Origin of the sequence: Intestinibacillus sp. Marseille-P6563, assembly GCF_900604335.1 — a bacterium.
Classification (GTDB): domain Bacteria; phylum Bacillota; class Clostridia; order Oscillospirales; family Butyricicoccaceae; genus Butyricicoccus_B.
On sequence record NZ_UWOD01000001.1, the window covers coordinates 726,530 to 741,821 of the forward strand.

Below are 15,292 nucleotides of genomic sequence, written 5' to 3' on the forward strand. Positions count from 1 at the left end.
TTTGTTCCATGCGCTATCTTTTCCCCAATTCGGTGCTATAATATTGAAGGTACAAACTGGCTTGGTCGGAAACCATCCCATGTTACCCTGAATTTTCCAGAAGAATCCGCCAGAACAGGAGTTGTTTTTTTGAACCAAATCGAAACCTTGGAAAAACTGTGCGCCCTGCCCGGCGTGACCGGTTTTGAGCAATCTGCCGCCCGCACGGTGGCCGAAATGCTCCGGCCGCTCGTCAACAAGGTCGATATCGATCCGTTTGGTACGGTGACCGGCATTCTGGTCTGTCCGCGCCCAAAGGCCAAGACCGTCCTGCTGGACGCCCATCTTGACCAGATCGGTTTTATCGTCACCGAAGTGCTGGAGGGCGGCTTTTTGCGCTTTATGCCCGTTGGCGGGGTCGACCCCCGCATGCTGCTGGGCTGTGAGGTCACCATCCTGACCCCTACCCCGCTGTATGGCATCGTTTCCTGTACGCCGCCCCATCTGATGCAGCCGGGCGACGCCGACAAGGCGGTGCCCATCCACGAAATGCTGATCGACACCGGCCTGCTGGACGCGGCGTCCCGCATCCCGGTCGGCACCCCGATCGTCTTCCGCCAGCCCCTCGTGCGGCTGGGAAAGGACGCCGTTTCGAGCAAATGCCTGGATGACCGCGCCGGCGTGCTGGCCATCTTGCAGGCCCTGAAAAAGATCGACCGCAAGAAACTCGGCGTCCATGTCGCGGTGATGTTTTCCGCCCAGGAGGAAATCACTTCGCTCGGCGCCATGACCGGCACATTCCGTCTGCGCCCGGACTACGCCATCGCGGTGGATGTCAGCCATGCCAAGACGCCAGACGCTCCCGCGGATGAAACCTTTGCCTTTGGCGGCGGCGTGATGATCGGCATGGGGCCGAACATGAATACCGCACTGACCCGCGCGCTCATCCGCTTAGCGCGCGCCGAGGAAATCGACTACCAGATCGAAGTCATGGAGGGCGACACGGGCACCAACGCCTGGACCATGCAGATCGCCGCTTGCGGTACAGCGCAGGCGATTTTGTCCATCCCGCTGCGCTACATGCACACCCCCATCGAAACCATGCATCTGTCTGACCTAGATGCAACCGCTGATCTGATCGCATCCTTTGTGCAGCACTTTGACGGGGAGGTGAGCCTGTAATGCTGGAACTGCTCAAAACCTTATGTGCCCTGTCCGGCCCTTCGGGCGAGGAGGACGCCGTGCGCGCCTTTATCCGCGAACAGGCCGAACCACATGCCGACGAGATCCGTACCGACGCCATGGGCAACCTGATGGTCTTTCGCACGGGCGCCCGCAAGCCGGAAAAGCCCATGCTCGTGTGCGCACATATGGACGAAGTCGGTCTGATCGTCAAGCGCATCACCGACGACGGCATGCTCAAATTCGGCTTTGTCGGCGGCATCGACCCGCGGGTGGTCATCGGCCGGCGGGTCAAGTTTGGCGACACAGCCGGCGTGGTCGGCATCAAGGCTGTCCATCTGACCAAGGCATCCGAACGCCGTCGCATGCCGGACACCAAGGACCTATATATCGACATCGGCGCTTCGAGCAAAAAAGCCGCGCAGGCCAAGGTATCCCTGGGCGATTACGGCGTGTTTGATTCCGATGTGGTCGAGTTTGGCGACGGCCTGCTCAAGGCCAAGGCCATCGACGACCGCGTCGGCTGCGCGGTCATGCTCAAGCTGCTCGAAGAAAAACCGGCGCTTGATACCTGGTTCGTCTTTACCGTACAGGAGGAAACCGGTCTGCGCGGGTCGGCAACCGCTGCCTTTGCGCTCGACCCGGCGGCCTGCTTGGTGCTGGAGGGCACGACCGCAGCCGATCTGGCCGAAGCGCCGGGGCATAAACAGGTCTGCGCGCTGCGGCGCGGTCCGGTGCTGCCCTTTATGGACCGCTCGACCATCTATGACCAGACCCTCCTCACCCAGCTACGCGATACTGCTGTCCAGCTCGGCCTGCCATGGCAGCTCAAGCAGATGACTTCGGGCGGCACGGATGCTGGCCGCATCCATAAAATCCGCGCCGGGGTACCCACTGTCGGACTGGCAGCGCCGGTGCGCTATATCCATTCCCCGGTTTCGGTGGCTGCGGTCTGTGATATGGAAAATATGCTCGTTTTGGCGCGCAGCTTCCTGCAAGGGCTGGCCCAAACAACAGAATAAGGAGTGCTGCTCATGAGCCAAGTATTTGATCTATATAAAACGCTGGCCAGCGCGTTCGGCCCGTCCGGCCGGGAAGCCGGGGTACGCGACGTGCTGACCAAGCTGGCAAAGCAATACGCAGACGAGGTCTGGACCGATGCACTCGGCAACCTCATCTGCCACAAAAAATCGTCCGGGTCGGAAAGCAGCCGCAAAATCTTGCTGGCCGCTCACATGGACTCGCTGGGCATTGTCATCACCTTCATCGATGACAACGGCTTTTTGCGGTTTGCCCCGGTCGGCGGTCTGTTCCGCGGCGACCTCATCAACATTCAGGTACGGTTTGCCAACGGCGTGCGGGGTGTGATCTCCTACGAAGAAAAGACCTCCTTTAAGGACCTGCAAATGCAGCATCTGTTTGTGGACATCGGCGCATCCAGCCGGGAAGAAGCCGAACAGATGGTACAGGTGGGCGATTTTGCCGTGTTTGACGCACCCATGTTCGAGCAGAACGGCGTCATCTGCGGCCCCTATCTGGACAACCGCATCGGCTGCGTCACCCTGCTGCTGACCATGGCCAAGATGCCGCTGTCGGTGCCGGATGACCTGTATTTTGTCTTTACCGCCCAGGAAGAAGTCGGGCTGCGCGGTGCGCAGACGGCCGCTTTTGCTCTGGAACCCGACCTTGCGATTGCGGTCGACGTGACCGACACTGGCGACCTGCCCGAACACAAATACCCGATGGACTGCCATCTGGGCAAGGGTCCGGCGGTCAAAGTCATGGATCATTCGGTCCTGTGCACTCCCAAGGTGCGGTCGGCGCTCGAAGAAGCCGGTCTCATGGCTGCCGTTCCGGTGCAGAAGGATATTCTGCAATTTGGCGGCACCGATACCGCGGCGCTCCAGCGCAGCCGTTCGGGTGTGCCTGCGGGCGCGATTTCCATCCCGACGCGGTATATCCACTCGCCCAGCGAGATGTGCGCCGTGCGGGATGTCGAGCAGGCGGCTGCCCTGCTTGCCCAGGCTTTGCTGCATACGCTGTAAACGCAAAAAAGCGTATCCCAAAAAGGGATACGCTTTTTTTATACCCAAATACTCGCGATGGTCAGAGCAATCATATAACAGAAGATGGCTACGACCGGCATCGAAGCAAAAAACCATTTGTACACACCGCGCGGGGTGCGGTTATTCTTGATGTCGCGCAGCAACAACTTGCCGCCGCTCAGCGCCATAAGGATAATCGACAGGACGCCAGCCAGCATCAGGCTGCCGTCGATCATGCCTCCCAACGATTCACTGAAATCCGATATGCGGCCCACCAGATCCACAAACAGATTGTTAAGCACATGCAGCACAATGGTCAGCTTCAGGGAATATTTGAGCGACAAATATCCAAACGCCAATCCGATGACAAAGGCGACCGGAAACTGGACGGCATTGCCGTGCATCAAGCCAAAAATCAGTGCACTGATCACAATGGCAAACCACCGGCCATAGCGTTCGAGCGCCCGCAGCAGTGCGCCACGGTAGACCAGTTCTTCGACCACCGGGGCCACTACGACCGAATACACCAACATGGAAGCGGAAACCGCATAGGCCGTTGCCGAATTGTTGGCCGAATCAAAGGATGCGCCGACCGATTCCAGCAAATGTACCACCGGGGCACAAACGATGCTGGTCAGCATTTGCAGACCTAAAATCATCAGGAAATAAAAAATCACCTGCACCGGCCAAGCTTTTTCGCGTCGTTCGAACATGTTATCCAGAAGGTGCCTTTCCTGCCCCATCCTCAGCATCGGCAGGGCACCACCCAAGGCGGACAGCATCACGATCCAGCCTTCCATCTCCGACCAGGTCCCACGCAGCGGACTAAACGCCCGGAGCAGGATCGACACGATAAAACTGAGCAGGACCGATAAGAAAAACATGGTCAGCTGGGAAAGGACCAGCGCCCAGCCGATTTTACGGAAATCCTGCCGCATTTGGGTTTCGTTATAAGGTACCATGTTGTGCCTCCTTCCGTCCGGGGAACCGTCCCTCGCTCAGCAGCAAACCCGCCAAAACCAGAATGGTTCCTACGATTGCCTGTGGTGTCATTCGTTCGTGCAAAATAATGGCTGCCAATACCACGGTAACAGCTGACGATGCGTAAATATAAACGCACGTCTTGACCGTGCCCAGCAGCTTCACCGCAAAATTCCAAGTCATAAAGCACAGCGCACTCGCTCCCAGCCCCAGGAACAAGAGATTGGCAATTTCCACCGGACTGGCGGTCCAGACCGCCTGCGGCCGGAAGTGCATCGCGGCTGCGATGGGCAGCATAAACGCCACGCCATAGGTGAAAATCCGCCGGGTAGCGCCCACGGTCGGATACCCACATTCGGCAATCTTACGGGTCAGGGTCGAATAAACGCCCCACGCCATAGCGGCACAGAAGGCCAGCGCCGCCCCGACCGGCTGCACATGACCCGATCCTCCGTCCCCGGCGGCGATCAGACACAACCCAACGATCGCTACCGCAAAGCCGACAAAAAAGCCAGACTTCAAATGGGTTTTGAGGAACAGTGCCGAACAGATGCCCGCAAACAGCGGCGCACTGGACACCATCACGCCGATCACCGACGCATCGCCATAGTTGAGGGCAATGTTCTCACACAAATAATACAGCACCAGCCCCGAGAGTCCGGCCCCGGCAAAGTATGCCTCATGCCGCCGCTCTTGCAGCCGCATCGAGCGCGGACTGATGACCCACAAGGCTACAAGCCCCAGGGCAAAGCGGAGCAATAAAATTTCTACGGGTGTGAAATGGCGCAATAATATCTTGGTGGAGATAAAGGTCGCGCCCCAGACCGACACGGTGAAGATCGCCGCGATATGGCCGGTGGATCGGTGTTCAAAACGCATGGTAAATCCTCATTGCTGTCTAAAATTCAATCGATAAAGCCGCCGCCGATCACGGTATCGCCGTCATAAAAAACAGCGGCTTGTCCGGCTGCGGGCGCGCGCACGGCATCGTCAAAAACAATGCGGGCATCGGTCCCGTCCGGATACACAGTGGCACGGTCGGCGTGTTTGGAATACCGCACGCGGACCTCACAGGCAAACGGCCCATCCTGTGCATATTCGGGTGCACAGTAATTGACCTGCCGCACGATAATTTCCTTGCGGAAAACATCCTCGAGCGACAAAACGACTTCATTGGTTTCCGGCCGCAGTTCGTGCACAAACAGCCGTCCGCTGGCCGCGACGCCTAGCCCCTTGCGCTGGCCGACCGTATACTGATGGATGCCCTTGTGGCGGCCAAGGATGTTGCCATCCGGGTCGACAAAGTTGCCTTCCGGCAGCTGCACGCCCCGGCGTTCCAGCCAGCCGCACCAATCGCCGTCTGGGATGAAGCAGACATCCATGCTATCCTTCTTCTGGGCGTTCGGAATCTCCCGCTCCTGAGCGAGTGCACGCACCGCGTCCTTATCAGCTGCTTCCCCCAACGGGAACAGGCAGCGCTCCAAAATGGCGCGCGGCAGCCGGTGCAGCATATACGTCTGGTCCTTGGGCGAACGGGCACGCTGCAACAGCGCGCGGCCCTCCGCATCCCAGCCGATGCGGGCATAATGCCCGGTGGCCAGATACTGCGCACCGATGGAATCGGCATAATCGGCCAAAGCCCGGAACTTCACGGTCGGATTGCACATCACACAGGGATTGGGCGTGCGTGCATGCTGGTATTCTTCGGCAAAGTAGCGGCACACATGTTCTTCCAGTTCCTGTGCCCGGTGGGCAATGTAGAGCGGAATGCCGACCGCGTCGGCGACTTTCTGTGCTTCCGCTTCCCCGCCCAGACCCAGCTCGAGAAACAAGCCGTGTACTTCATATCCCTGCTCGCGCAGTAAAGATGCGGCGACTGCCGAATCCACACCGCCTGACAGGCCTAATACAACTTTTTTCATTTAGTTTGCCCTCCATCCGCCGACGCCATGGAACAGCCAATTGGGCGACGGATTAAATCCGGTCATAAGGTTGCTGCGCACGGCGACCTGGTCGCGGATAAGCGCGATGGGCACGATCGGCATTTCACTCAGAAGCTGCGTATACAGTGCCTGCTTGGCCTCATCGGTGCCTTGTGCGCGCGCTTGCTCGATCAAATAATCGGTATCGATGTTAGAGTACCGGCCATAATTGAGTACGCCACCGGTTGCAATCAGCGAACGCAGGTCAAAATCCGGCGTCATGCGAAGTTCGCCATAGAAGATTTCAAAATTGCCGGATGCCAGACGCGCGGTATATTCTTCGAACGGTACGGCTTCTACCGTCGCTCGGATGCCGATCACCAACAGCGCGTCGGCAATCGCCTGCGCTGCGCTGACCTTGAACGTATTTTCGCTGTTGACCAGAATGGTCGGCGAGAAATTGACCCGCCCCTCACTGTCGACCAAACCTGCCGAAGCCAGCAGCGCCGTCGCACTGTCCCGATCGGCTTCCGAACTGGTAGCCGGCTCATCCGGCTGCGGATTGACCGGCAAGACCGCCGGATCGGCAAAGGTTTGCAGCTGCGTGCTGCAAATATCTTTACGCGCAATCGCTGCCGAGATCGCCTGCCGCACGGCGGGCAGGCTACACGGCCCGGCCGCGGCGCCAAATCCCAAATAATGCAGGCAAGTAGTCGGGACCGGATGCAGATCGACCGATCCGCTGATGGTGATGGGGTTCGAACTGATACGCTCGGTGCGCACCAGCGAGATGTCGCCGGTTTCAAAGCTGTGCATCACAGCATCCGACCGGGTGGTGTTGACCAGCGTGATTTTTTCAAACGTATCGACTGCGCCGCCATGCCATCCTGCATAGGGCGACAGCCACCAGGCGCCGTCCGCATAGTTGGGCTGATAGGCCCCCGTGCCGCCCGAAAAGGTTTCTTCCTCGGTCCCAGCCTGGAAAATCGGAATATCCATCAGGCGCGGAAAGTCCATATTAGCCGACGACAAGACCACGCCCACGGTATTTTCATCTTCGGCATAGACCGACTTCACATCGGTCATACGTGAATAGTAAGGCGATGTTTCATTGGCTTTGACGGTATTGAGCGTGTAAACAACATCGTCGGCGGTCAGTGCATCGCCTGACCAGAAGGTCACGCCCGGCTTTAAATGGAACGTAAAGCTGATGCCGTCGCCTTCCCAGCTTTCACACAGCATGGGCTGCGGCTGGAAGTTATTGTCCAGATAAAACAGACCTTCATACAGGGCATCGAGCAAGGGCCGGTTCATATCCGACACCGACAAAACCGGGTTGATTTTTTCCCCGGTATAGTAGGCCAGCCCAAAATAGCCGGCTTCATGGTTTTGCGTGACCGTTTCAACCTGGTCTTCGCTGCTAGTCGCTGCGCCCAGGCGTTCGGTCAAGGTGCATCCGGTGAGCAGACAGCAGGCCAGCGCTGCTGCCAGCAATCGTTTCAAACGCGGATATTTCATTTGAATCGCTTTTCTCCTTCCGTAGACGATAGGCAGATGATTCCCGCTTGCACACCGCGCTCCCCTTTCGTCACCCGGTGCGACCAAAATTCATCGCTGTGACAATAGGTGCACAGCCCGCTGTTGACGATATTCTCAGCTCGCACGCCGGCGCTTTGCAGCAACATGGCGTTGATGCCTTGCAGATCGACATGAAATTTCGGACCCTTTTCCCGAATAAACGGCTGCACCTGCGCGCCCATCTGGGCTTCCATCGCCTCGGGCACATCGGCATCGGTTTCAAAGCAACACACGCCGATCGACGGCCCGATGACCGCGATCAAGCTGTCCCGCTGTGCACCGAGCGCAGCGGCCATGGTGTCCACCGTCTTAGGCAGAATGCCCAGCGCTGTGCCCCGCCATCCGGCGTGGCAGACGCCGCAGCTGTGGCTAACCGGGTCATACAATAAGGTAACCACGCAGTCGGCATAAAATCCGGCCAGTGGCGTGTTCGGCAGATTGGTGACCAGGGCGTCCGATTCCCAGGCCATCGGCTGGGTCAGCCCCATGCCGACCGTTTCCTCGGTCACGACCGTGACCGCATCGCGGTGCACCTGTTTGGTCATGGTGATCCGTTCATAAGGGATGGACAGCGCATCGGCCAGAATGTGATAATTCCGGCGCACGTTTTCCGGGTCATCGCCCCGTCCAAAGCCCAGGTTCATGCTTTCGCACGCGCCGGTACTCACGCCGCCGCGTTTGGTTGTAAACGCGTGCCGCACCGGCAGCCGCGTACAGGTATAATATTGAAAGGCGCCGCACGCACGGCGCGCCATGGTATCATCCATTTTTCATTCCTCGATTCGTGGTGGATGCCTTCTTTCTGCCCACATGCTGCCAGGGCTGCACGCAAACAGCATAGAAAACACCTATTGTAGTATTATACTACGCAAATGGCGGCAGAAACAACCCTGTTACGCGACCTTCGTCACTCTGCCTGATTTTATGTACGCACAGAGTGTTTTCCTTGACATGCAAGTCAAAAAGCATTAAGATATTTATGTAATACCTTTTGTAATGTTCATTGCCTCCGGCCATGGAGTTTCATAGAGGGATTATGTTGCTTTGCATTTTGAAAACTTAAAAAAACACAGGAGGTGTTCCACGCAACTTTATGGATACCATAATCAAGCTGATCATTGGTGTTGTCTGTTTGATTATTGGCGTAATCGTCGGCATTTTATACCGTAAAAATGTCGCAGAAAAAACAATTGGAAGCGCAGAACAGGAGGCCACCCGCATCATAAACGAGGCCATCAAGTCCGGAGAAACCAAGAAGCGCGAAGCGATCTTGGAAGCTAAGGACGAAATCCTCAAGGCCCGCACCGAGGCCGATCGGGAACTCAAGGAGCGCCGCAGCGAGGTCCAAAAGACCGAGCACCGCCTCCACCAGAAGGAAGAAGCGCTTGAGAAGAAGTCGGACGCGATGGAGCGCAAGAGCGAAGAGCTCAGCCGCAAGATCGCGCAAGCACAAAAGACCCAGGAAGAATCCGAACAGATTCGCGCCGAGCAGATCGCCACGCTCGAGCGTCTGTCCGGTCTGACCCGCGACGAGGCCAAGGAATATTTGGTCACGTCGATTGAAAATGAAGCCAAGCATGACGCCGCGCTCAAACTCCGCGAAATCAACCAGCAGATGAAAGAGGAAGCAGAGTCCACGGCGCGCGAACTCATTACTACGGCCATCCAGCGCTATGCAGCCGACCAGGTATCCGAATCCACGGTATCGGTCGTTCCGCTGCCCAACGATGAAATGAAGGGCCGCATCATTGGCCGCGAAGGCCGCAACATCCGCGCCCTGGAAAACCTGACGGGTGTCGACCTGATCATCGACGATACCCCGGAAGCGATCACCCTGTCCTCGTTTGACCCGGTTCGCCGTGAAGTCGCCCGGCTGAGTCTGGAAAAGCTGATTTTGGACGGCCGCATCCATCCGCCGCGCATCGCTGAAATGGTGCAGAAGGCGCAGAAGGAAGTCGATCAGGTCATCAAATCCGAGGGCGAACGCGCCACGTTCGAAACCGGTATTCATGGCATCCATCCCGAGTTGGTTCGCCTGCTCGGCCGCCTGCATTACCGCACCAGTTATGGGCAAAACGTGCTGCTGCACTCGATCGAGGTCGCACACATCGCTGGTATGCTCGCCTCCGAACTTGGCATCGACCCCACCATTGCCCGCCGTGCAGGCCTGCTGCATGACATCGGCAAGGCGGTCGACCATGAAGTCGAAGGTTCGCACGTTACCATCGGTGTCGACCTTGCCAAACGTTATAAGGAATCCCAGCCAGTCATCCACGCGATTGCTGCTCACCACGGGGATGTGGAGCCGACCACCGTGGAAGCCTGCCTTGTGCAGGCGGCGGACGCCATCTCGGCGGCCCGTCCGGGCGCACGGCGTGAGAATCTGGAAAATTATATCAAACGTCTGGAAAAACTCGAAGAGATCGCCAACACGACGCCTGGTGTCGAGCGTTCGTACGCCATCCAGGCCGGTCGGGAACTGTGCATCATCGTCAAGCCCGAAGAGGTTACCGACGACAGCATGACCTTGCTCGCCCGCGATATCGCAAAGCATATCGAGGACGAACTCGATTACCCCGGCCAGATCAAGATCAATATGGTCCGCGAAACCCGCGCCATCGACTACGCAAAGTAATAGACAACACCACACAACAAACGGGCAAAGCCAATGTGGCTTTGCCCGTATTTTATTTTGCAGGAAACGAAAAGGGGATGGAAATGCCGGAGCATTTCCATCCCCTCTCCCATTTGGAAAGACTCGATTAGCCCTTCGCTGCCAGGTCCTGTTCGTAGGCCTGGATCATCTTCTTGACCATCTGGCCGCCGACCGAACCTGCCTGACGGGAAGTCAGGTCACCATTGTAGCCCTGCTTCAGGTTGACGCCAACCTCCGAAGCGGCCTCCATCTTAAAGCGATCCATTGCCGCACGAGCTTCCGGTACCATACCCTTGTTCGAACCATTCTGAGTAGACATAATCTTGACTCTCCTTTTCGAATTTGTTTTTTGGGGATTTGCTGATAGTATTGTGTGCCGGTTGCAGAAAAGATATAAGATGTAAAATATTCTTAGCTTGGCAGCGTTTTCTGACGCAAAATTGATGTTTACAAAACGCCCCGGATGCAGCGTTGCACAGCATCCGGGGCATTTCGTTACTTTCTCAAATCAAATACTTTATTGCACTTCAAGGACATCCTCGCCTGCCTGGACAGTACCGGTCTTGAGGAGACGGAACGACGTGTAGGCATCCGCGTTGGTAACCACCACCGGGGTGACCGTACGATAGCCTGCATCCAAAATCGCCTTTTCGTCAAACGAACCAATGCAGTCGCCCTTCTTGAGCTTGTCGCCTTCCTTCACATCAATGGTGAACGGTGCGCCATTGAGCTGTACCGTATCAATGCCCAGATGAATGAGCAGTTCACAACCGTCCGGGGTCACCAGACCGATGGCATGCTTGGTACCAAAGACGGTCGCCACTTCGCAATCGGCCGGAGCGTATACCTTATTGTCCGACGGCTCAACGGCAAAGCCATCGCCCACCATCTTTTCCGAGAAGACGCCGTCCGCGACGTCTTCGAGCGCAATGACCTTACCAGCCAGCGGCGACGCGACAATAATCGGCTTCTTGGCCGCCTGCTGGGATGCCTCCGCCGATTCGGCCGGAGCAGCCGGAGCCGCTTCTGCCTGATCGCTTGCCGGCGAAGCCAGGAAGGCTTCCAGATCGGATTTGATATTGGATACACGCGGACCATAGACGACCTGAACGCCCTGACCCTTGCAGATAACACCCGATGCACCGGTTTCCTTTAGCAGCTGCTGATCGACCTTGGAGGCATCGTGTACCGTGCAGCGCAGACGGGTGATGCAGCAATCGACGTCCGAAATATTGGCTTTGCCGCCCAGACCCATCATGATCTGGCGGGACAGAGCATCGTCTCCACCCTCAGCGCCCTGTGCCGCGTTTTTGGCATTCATATCCTTACGGGTGTACAGCTTAATTTCGCTGTCATCACGGCCTGGGGTCTTATAATCAAACTTCTTGATCATGAACGAGAAGACCACATAGTACAGGATAAAGTAGATAACACCAACTACCGGAATCCACAGCCAACTGGTCTTAGCATTGCCCTGCATTACACCAAACAGGGTCAAGTCAATGAGGCCGCCCGAGAACGTCAATCCCACGCCGACGTTTAAGATGTGCATAATCATATACGATGCGCCGGCAAACACACAGTGCACCACATACATGGCCGGAGCTACGAACAGGAAAGTAAATTCCAGCGGTTCGGTGATACCGGTGAGCATAGAAGTCAGTGCTGCGGACAGCAGCAGGCCGCCAACGACTTTGCGGTTTTCCGGCTTCGCGCAGCGATACAGCGCCAGGGCTGCACCCGGCAGACCAAAGATCATCAGCGGGAACTTACCAGCCATAAACCGGGTCGCTTCGACCGAGAAATGCTGGATGCCCGGGGTTGCCAGTTCGGCAAAGAAGATGTTCTGTGCGCCTTCGACCAGGGTGCCGCCTACCATGGCCGTGCCGCCCAGCGCCGTCTGCCAAAACGGAATATAGAATACATGATGCAGGCCGAACGGAATCAGGGCACGTTCGATAAAGCCGTACAGCCAGGTGCCGGCATAGCCGGATGCCAGCACAAACGAACCCAGTGCATTGATGCCCGTCTGAACGACCGGCCAGATATAATACATCGCAATACCGACCAGCAGATACACCGCCGACGAAATAATCGGTACAAAGCGGGTACCGCTAAAGAAACTCAGCACCTGCGGCAACTGGATTTTATAGAACCGGTTGTGCAGGGCTGCGGTGCCCAGACCGACGATGATACCGCCGAATACGCCCATTTGCAGCGAATTGATGCCCAGGACACTGGCTGTCGCACCGGACAGGTCGGGTGCGCCAAAGTCCACGAGCAATGCGCCGATGGTTGCGTGCATGATAAAGAAGGCGATAACCGCCGACAGAGCAGCGACTTCTTTTTCCTGCTTGGCCATACCGATGGCAACACCGATGGCAAAGATCAGCGGCAGATTGTTAAAGACAACCGAACCGGCCGAATTGAGCACCTGCAAGATGGCATAAATAAAGGTACCAGGACCCATCAAATCCATCAGGCCATAGGCTTCCAGCATGGTTTCGTTGGTAAAGGAACCACCGAATCCTAAAAACAAACCCGCGACCGGCAAGATCGCGATCGGCAGCATAAAAGAGCGGCCGACTCGTTGCAATACCCCAAAGACTTTATCCTTCATATTGAGATTACTCCTCCTTTTCCGTAATACCCATTGTGAGCGCGAGTCGATGCAGATGAATGGTCAGAAAAATCATTTCTTCGGGCGGCAGTTGAACCGAAAATACCTGAGAAAGACGATCACGTATGCGTTCTGCACAATGATAATCGTATTGATAACGCCGTACGATCAGGGTTTGGAATTCTGCATCATCTTCGCGGGAATACTGATTTTGTGTGATCCGCTGTCCCAGGAACTTCAAGTGCGTGATGAACCGTCCATAATCCAGCGACTGTTCATCGAGCGTGACCCCATAATACTCCTGCACAGTTGCCGTGATGCTGCCGATCAGTTCGGTGATCCGCACCATATCACTCATTTTGCCATCGATTTCTGCGTTGACGATGTGCAGTGCAATGAACCCTGCTTCATCCCGCGACAAACGGTATCCGAGCCGCTGTTCAATAATGTCCAACGCCTGTTCCCCGACGGCAAATTCGCTGGGATAAAAATTGGTGATCTCCCATAAAAGCTGATTGGGATACGCTGCACCGGTCCGCAGCCGTTCCACGGCAAAACAAATATGATCGGTCAGTGTGATATAGATATTTTCGCTCAGCCGACGGCCGATCGCTTTTTCTGCTGTTTCTATGATTGCCGTACTGACGTCAAGAAATTCAGCCGGTACATCCCCCAGCAGTTCCATCAGGCGAGAAGATTTCTCCGGATCGCGCAGATCATAAATTTTTTCAATCTTTTGCGCCGGTACCAAGTCCCCCGGCTGCTTTTTAAAGCCAATCCCCAAGCCTCGCAAAATGATCTCCCGGCCGTCGGGACTCACCGTACAAACAAAATTGTTCCCGATCACACGACTAATGCGGTACACATCTTGTCCACGTCCTGCAGCCGCTGTCATAATACCTCCTGAAAAAATGTCTGCATCCGCTCCACGGCAGCCTCTTCATCGGCTCCTTCCACGGTCACCTGAACGGTGTCCCCATGCCGGATGTTCATCCCCATCAAACTCATCAGGCGTGTTGCCTCCGATTTTTTACCCTTGTGTTCCACCACGATCCTGCTTTGAAATTGCTGCGCCGTTTTGACCAGCTGCCCCGCCGGACGCGCATGGATCCCGATCGGATCGGTGATCACATACGTAAACGTTTTCATAAGCCTCTCCCTTTCTCTTATTTGTACAGGCTGCCCCAAAAAACAAAAAAAGACCAAACACCCGAATATACATCCATTCATTCGGTCGTTTGGTCTTGCCTGCCCTACCAGTCACAAGCCTGTCTTGCTTTGTGGTTTAAGCATACCCTGTCCCCTGGGGATTTGTCAATCTTTTTCGCTCACTCTTTTGGAAAAACGGTATTTTACCCAAAGCATTAGTTAGCATTTTATGCATATCGCCACATTTTACCGGTCCTCATACTTCCGCGATGATTGCAATTCGAATGCAGCCTTCCAAAAGATCTGAAAAGCGAAAGAAGCCGAACCTTTGAAAGGTTCGGCTTCTTTTGAACTTGGTGCAGATGGAGGGACTTGAACCCTCACGCCCTTGCGAGCACTAGCACCTGAAGCTAGCGCGTCTGCCATTCCGCCACATCTGCGTGATAAATGGTGCGAGTGACGGGACTTGAACCCGTACGTCGTGTGACACACGCCCCTCAAACGTGCCTGTCTACCAGTTCCAGCACACTCGCGTTTTTCCATTTTGTATGTAGCCTCGTCAGCGACAATATGTATTATACATGTCCTGATACCGAATGTCAACCATGAATTTCATCTTTTTTCAAATTTCCTCGGCAAATTCTTTGTTCATTTTTTCAGCTAATTGTAAATGATAACTATTGACAAACAGCAAAAGTGAATGTATACTAATACCGTAAACGAAAGGGGCGAAGAAGACACATGCGGATCACCCATGAAGCGGATTATGCGATTCGCGTGGCCTGCTGTCTGGCATCCGTCGGTGGCAAGGTCAGCGCAAAGCAGATTTCTGAAATAACTGGCGTGACCCTTCGTTTTGCGCTCAAAATTTTGCGAAAACTCATTTTAGGGGATTTGGTAAAATCCTTTAAAGGCGTCAGCGGTGGTTATATGTTGAACCGCCCCGCGTCTGAAATCAGTTTTGGCGAAATCATTGAATGTATTGATGGGCCAATTGCCATCAACCACTGCTTGACCGGTGAATTTGATTGTACGCGTGTTTCTCAGAAATGTGAATGCGATTTTCGCCGGGTGTTTACAGCAGTCAATCAACGCTTGCGACAGGATCTTTATGAGATCAAATTAGATCAATTTTTACCCTGTTCTTGCAAAACCAATGTTGCAAATTAATTTTACTGTG

The 15,292-nt window shown here is 55.6% G+C and carries 14 protein-coding genes and 2 tRNA genes; 5 read left to right on the plus strand and 11 right to left on the minus strand.

The window, feature by feature from the left end:
- Nucleotides 1–129: 129 nt before the first annotated feature.
- From EFB11_RS03815 to EFB11_RS03825, 3 genes are read left to right on the plus strand one after another with little or no spacing between them, the layout of a single operon-like run.
- Nucleotides 130–1,161 carry a M42 family metallopeptidase gene (locus tag EFB11_RS03815; protein WP_122789003.1) on the plus strand — a complete coding sequence of 344 codons (1,032 nt, stop codon included), beginning with the start codon at nucleotides 130–132 and terminating at the stop codon, nucleotides 1,159–1,161.
- Nucleotides 1,161–2,183 (plus strand): M42 family metallopeptidase, encoded by a 1,023-nt coding sequence (locus tag EFB11_RS03820; protein WP_122789004.1) that lies wholly within the window; start codon nucleotides 1,161–1,163, stop codon nucleotides 2,181–2,183. The genes EFB11_RS03815 and EFB11_RS03820 overlap by 1 nt, the downstream gene beginning before the upstream one ends.
- 12 nt (nucleotides 2,184–2,195) lie before the next feature.
- Nucleotides 2,196–3,206, plus strand: coding sequence for a M42 family metallopeptidase (locus EFB11_RS03825; protein ID WP_122789005.1), 1,011 nt, complete (start codon nucleotides 2,196–2,198; stop codon nucleotides 3,204–3,206).
- A 38-nt stretch (nucleotides 3,207–3,244) separates the two neighbouring features.
- On the opposite strand, the gene EFB11_RS03830 is transcribed toward EFB11_RS03825, so the two are convergent.
- The 5 genes from EFB11_RS03830 to pgeF are packed head-to-tail and all read right to left on the minus strand — an operon-like array spanning nucleotide 3,245 to nucleotide 8,454.
- Nucleotides 3,245–4,168, minus strand: a complete 924-nt coding sequence (locus EFB11_RS03830) for a CPBP family intramembrane glutamic endopeptidase (protein WP_122789006.1) — start codon at nucleotides 4,166–4,168, stop codon at nucleotides 3,245–3,247.
- Complete coding sequence (locus EFB11_RS03835) at nucleotides 4,155–5,066, minus strand: DMT family transporter (RefSeq protein WP_122789007.1); 912 nt, start codon at nucleotides 5,064–5,066, stop codon at nucleotides 4,155–4,157. Before EFB11_RS03835 ends, EFB11_RS03830 begins: the two co-directional genes overlap by 14 nt.
- Nucleotides 5,067–5,092: 26 nt before the next feature.
- Nucleotides 5,093–6,109, minus strand: a complete 1,017-nt coding sequence (gene mnmA, locus EFB11_RS03840) for a tRNA 2-thiouridine(34) synthase MnmA (RefSeq protein WP_122789008.1) — start codon at nucleotides 6,107–6,109, stop codon at nucleotides 5,093–5,095.
- Nucleotides 6,110–7,627 carry an ABC transporter substrate-binding protein gene (locus EFB11_RS03845; RefSeq protein WP_122789009.1) on the minus strand — a complete coding sequence of 506 codons (1,518 nt, stop codon included), beginning with the start codon at nucleotides 7,625–7,627 and terminating at the stop codon, nucleotides 6,110–6,112.
- Nucleotides 7,624–8,454, minus strand: coding sequence for a peptidoglycan editing factor PgeF (pgeF, locus tag EFB11_RS03850; RefSeq protein ID WP_122789010.1), 831 nt, complete (start codon nucleotides 8,452–8,454; stop codon nucleotides 7,624–7,626). Before pgeF ends, EFB11_RS03845 begins: the two co-directional genes overlap by 4 nt.
- 326 nt (nucleotides 8,455–8,780) lie before the next feature.
- On the opposite strand from pgeF, the gene rny reads away from it, so the two are divergent.
- A complete protein-coding gene (rny, locus tag EFB11_RS03855) occupies nucleotides 8,781–10,322 on the plus strand; it encodes a ribonuclease Y (protein ID WP_122789011.1) in 1,542 nt (513 codons plus the stop codon).
- 127 nt (nucleotides 10,323–10,449) lie between these two features.
- Here the strand turns inward: rny and EFB11_RS03860 are convergent, their stop codons facing one another.
- The 6 genes from EFB11_RS03860 to EFB11_RS03885 form a co-directional block, all read right to left on the minus strand.
- Nucleotides 10,450–10,662: an alpha/beta-type small acid-soluble spore protein gene (locus EFB11_RS03860; RefSeq protein ID WP_122789012.1), complete on the minus strand. Its 213-nt coding sequence runs from the start codon at nucleotides 10,660–10,662 to the stop codon at nucleotides 10,450–10,452.
- 198 nt (nucleotides 10,663–10,860) lie between these two features.
- On the minus strand, nucleotides 10,861–12,963 hold the full coding sequence (locus EFB11_RS03865; protein WP_122789013.1) for a PTS transporter subunit IIABC: 2,103 nt from the start codon (nucleotides 12,961–12,963) through the stop codon (nucleotides 10,861–10,863).
- Between the two features lie 7 nt (nucleotides 12,964–12,970).
- Entirely contained in the window at nucleotides 12,971–13,858 is an 888-nt protein-coding gene (gene licT, locus EFB11_RS03870; RefSeq protein ID WP_122789014.1) for a BglG family transcription antiterminator LicT, read from the minus strand.
- Nucleotides 13,855–14,112 carry an HPr family phosphocarrier protein gene (locus EFB11_RS03875; RefSeq protein WP_122789015.1) on the minus strand — a complete coding sequence of 86 codons (258 nt, stop codon included), beginning with the start codon at nucleotides 14,110–14,112 and terminating at the stop codon, nucleotides 13,855–13,857. Before EFB11_RS03875 ends, licT begins: the two co-directional genes overlap by 4 nt.
- A gap of 354 nt (nucleotides 14,113–14,466) precedes the next feature.
- A tRNA-Leu gene (locus tag EFB11_RS03880) sits at nucleotides 14,467–14,552 on the minus strand.
- An 8-nt stretch (nucleotides 14,553–14,560) separates the two neighbouring features.
- A tRNA-Leu gene (locus tag EFB11_RS03885) sits at nucleotides 14,561–14,645 on the minus strand.
- A gap of 208 nt (nucleotides 14,646–14,853) precedes the next feature.
- Between EFB11_RS03885 and EFB11_RS03890 the strand changes: the two genes are divergently transcribed.
- Nucleotides 14,854–15,282: an RrF2 family transcriptional regulator gene (locus EFB11_RS03890; RefSeq protein WP_122789016.1), complete on the plus strand. Its 429-nt coding sequence runs from the start codon at nucleotides 14,854–14,856 to the stop codon at nucleotides 15,280–15,282.
- Nucleotides 15,283–15,292 lie beyond the last annotated feature (10 nt).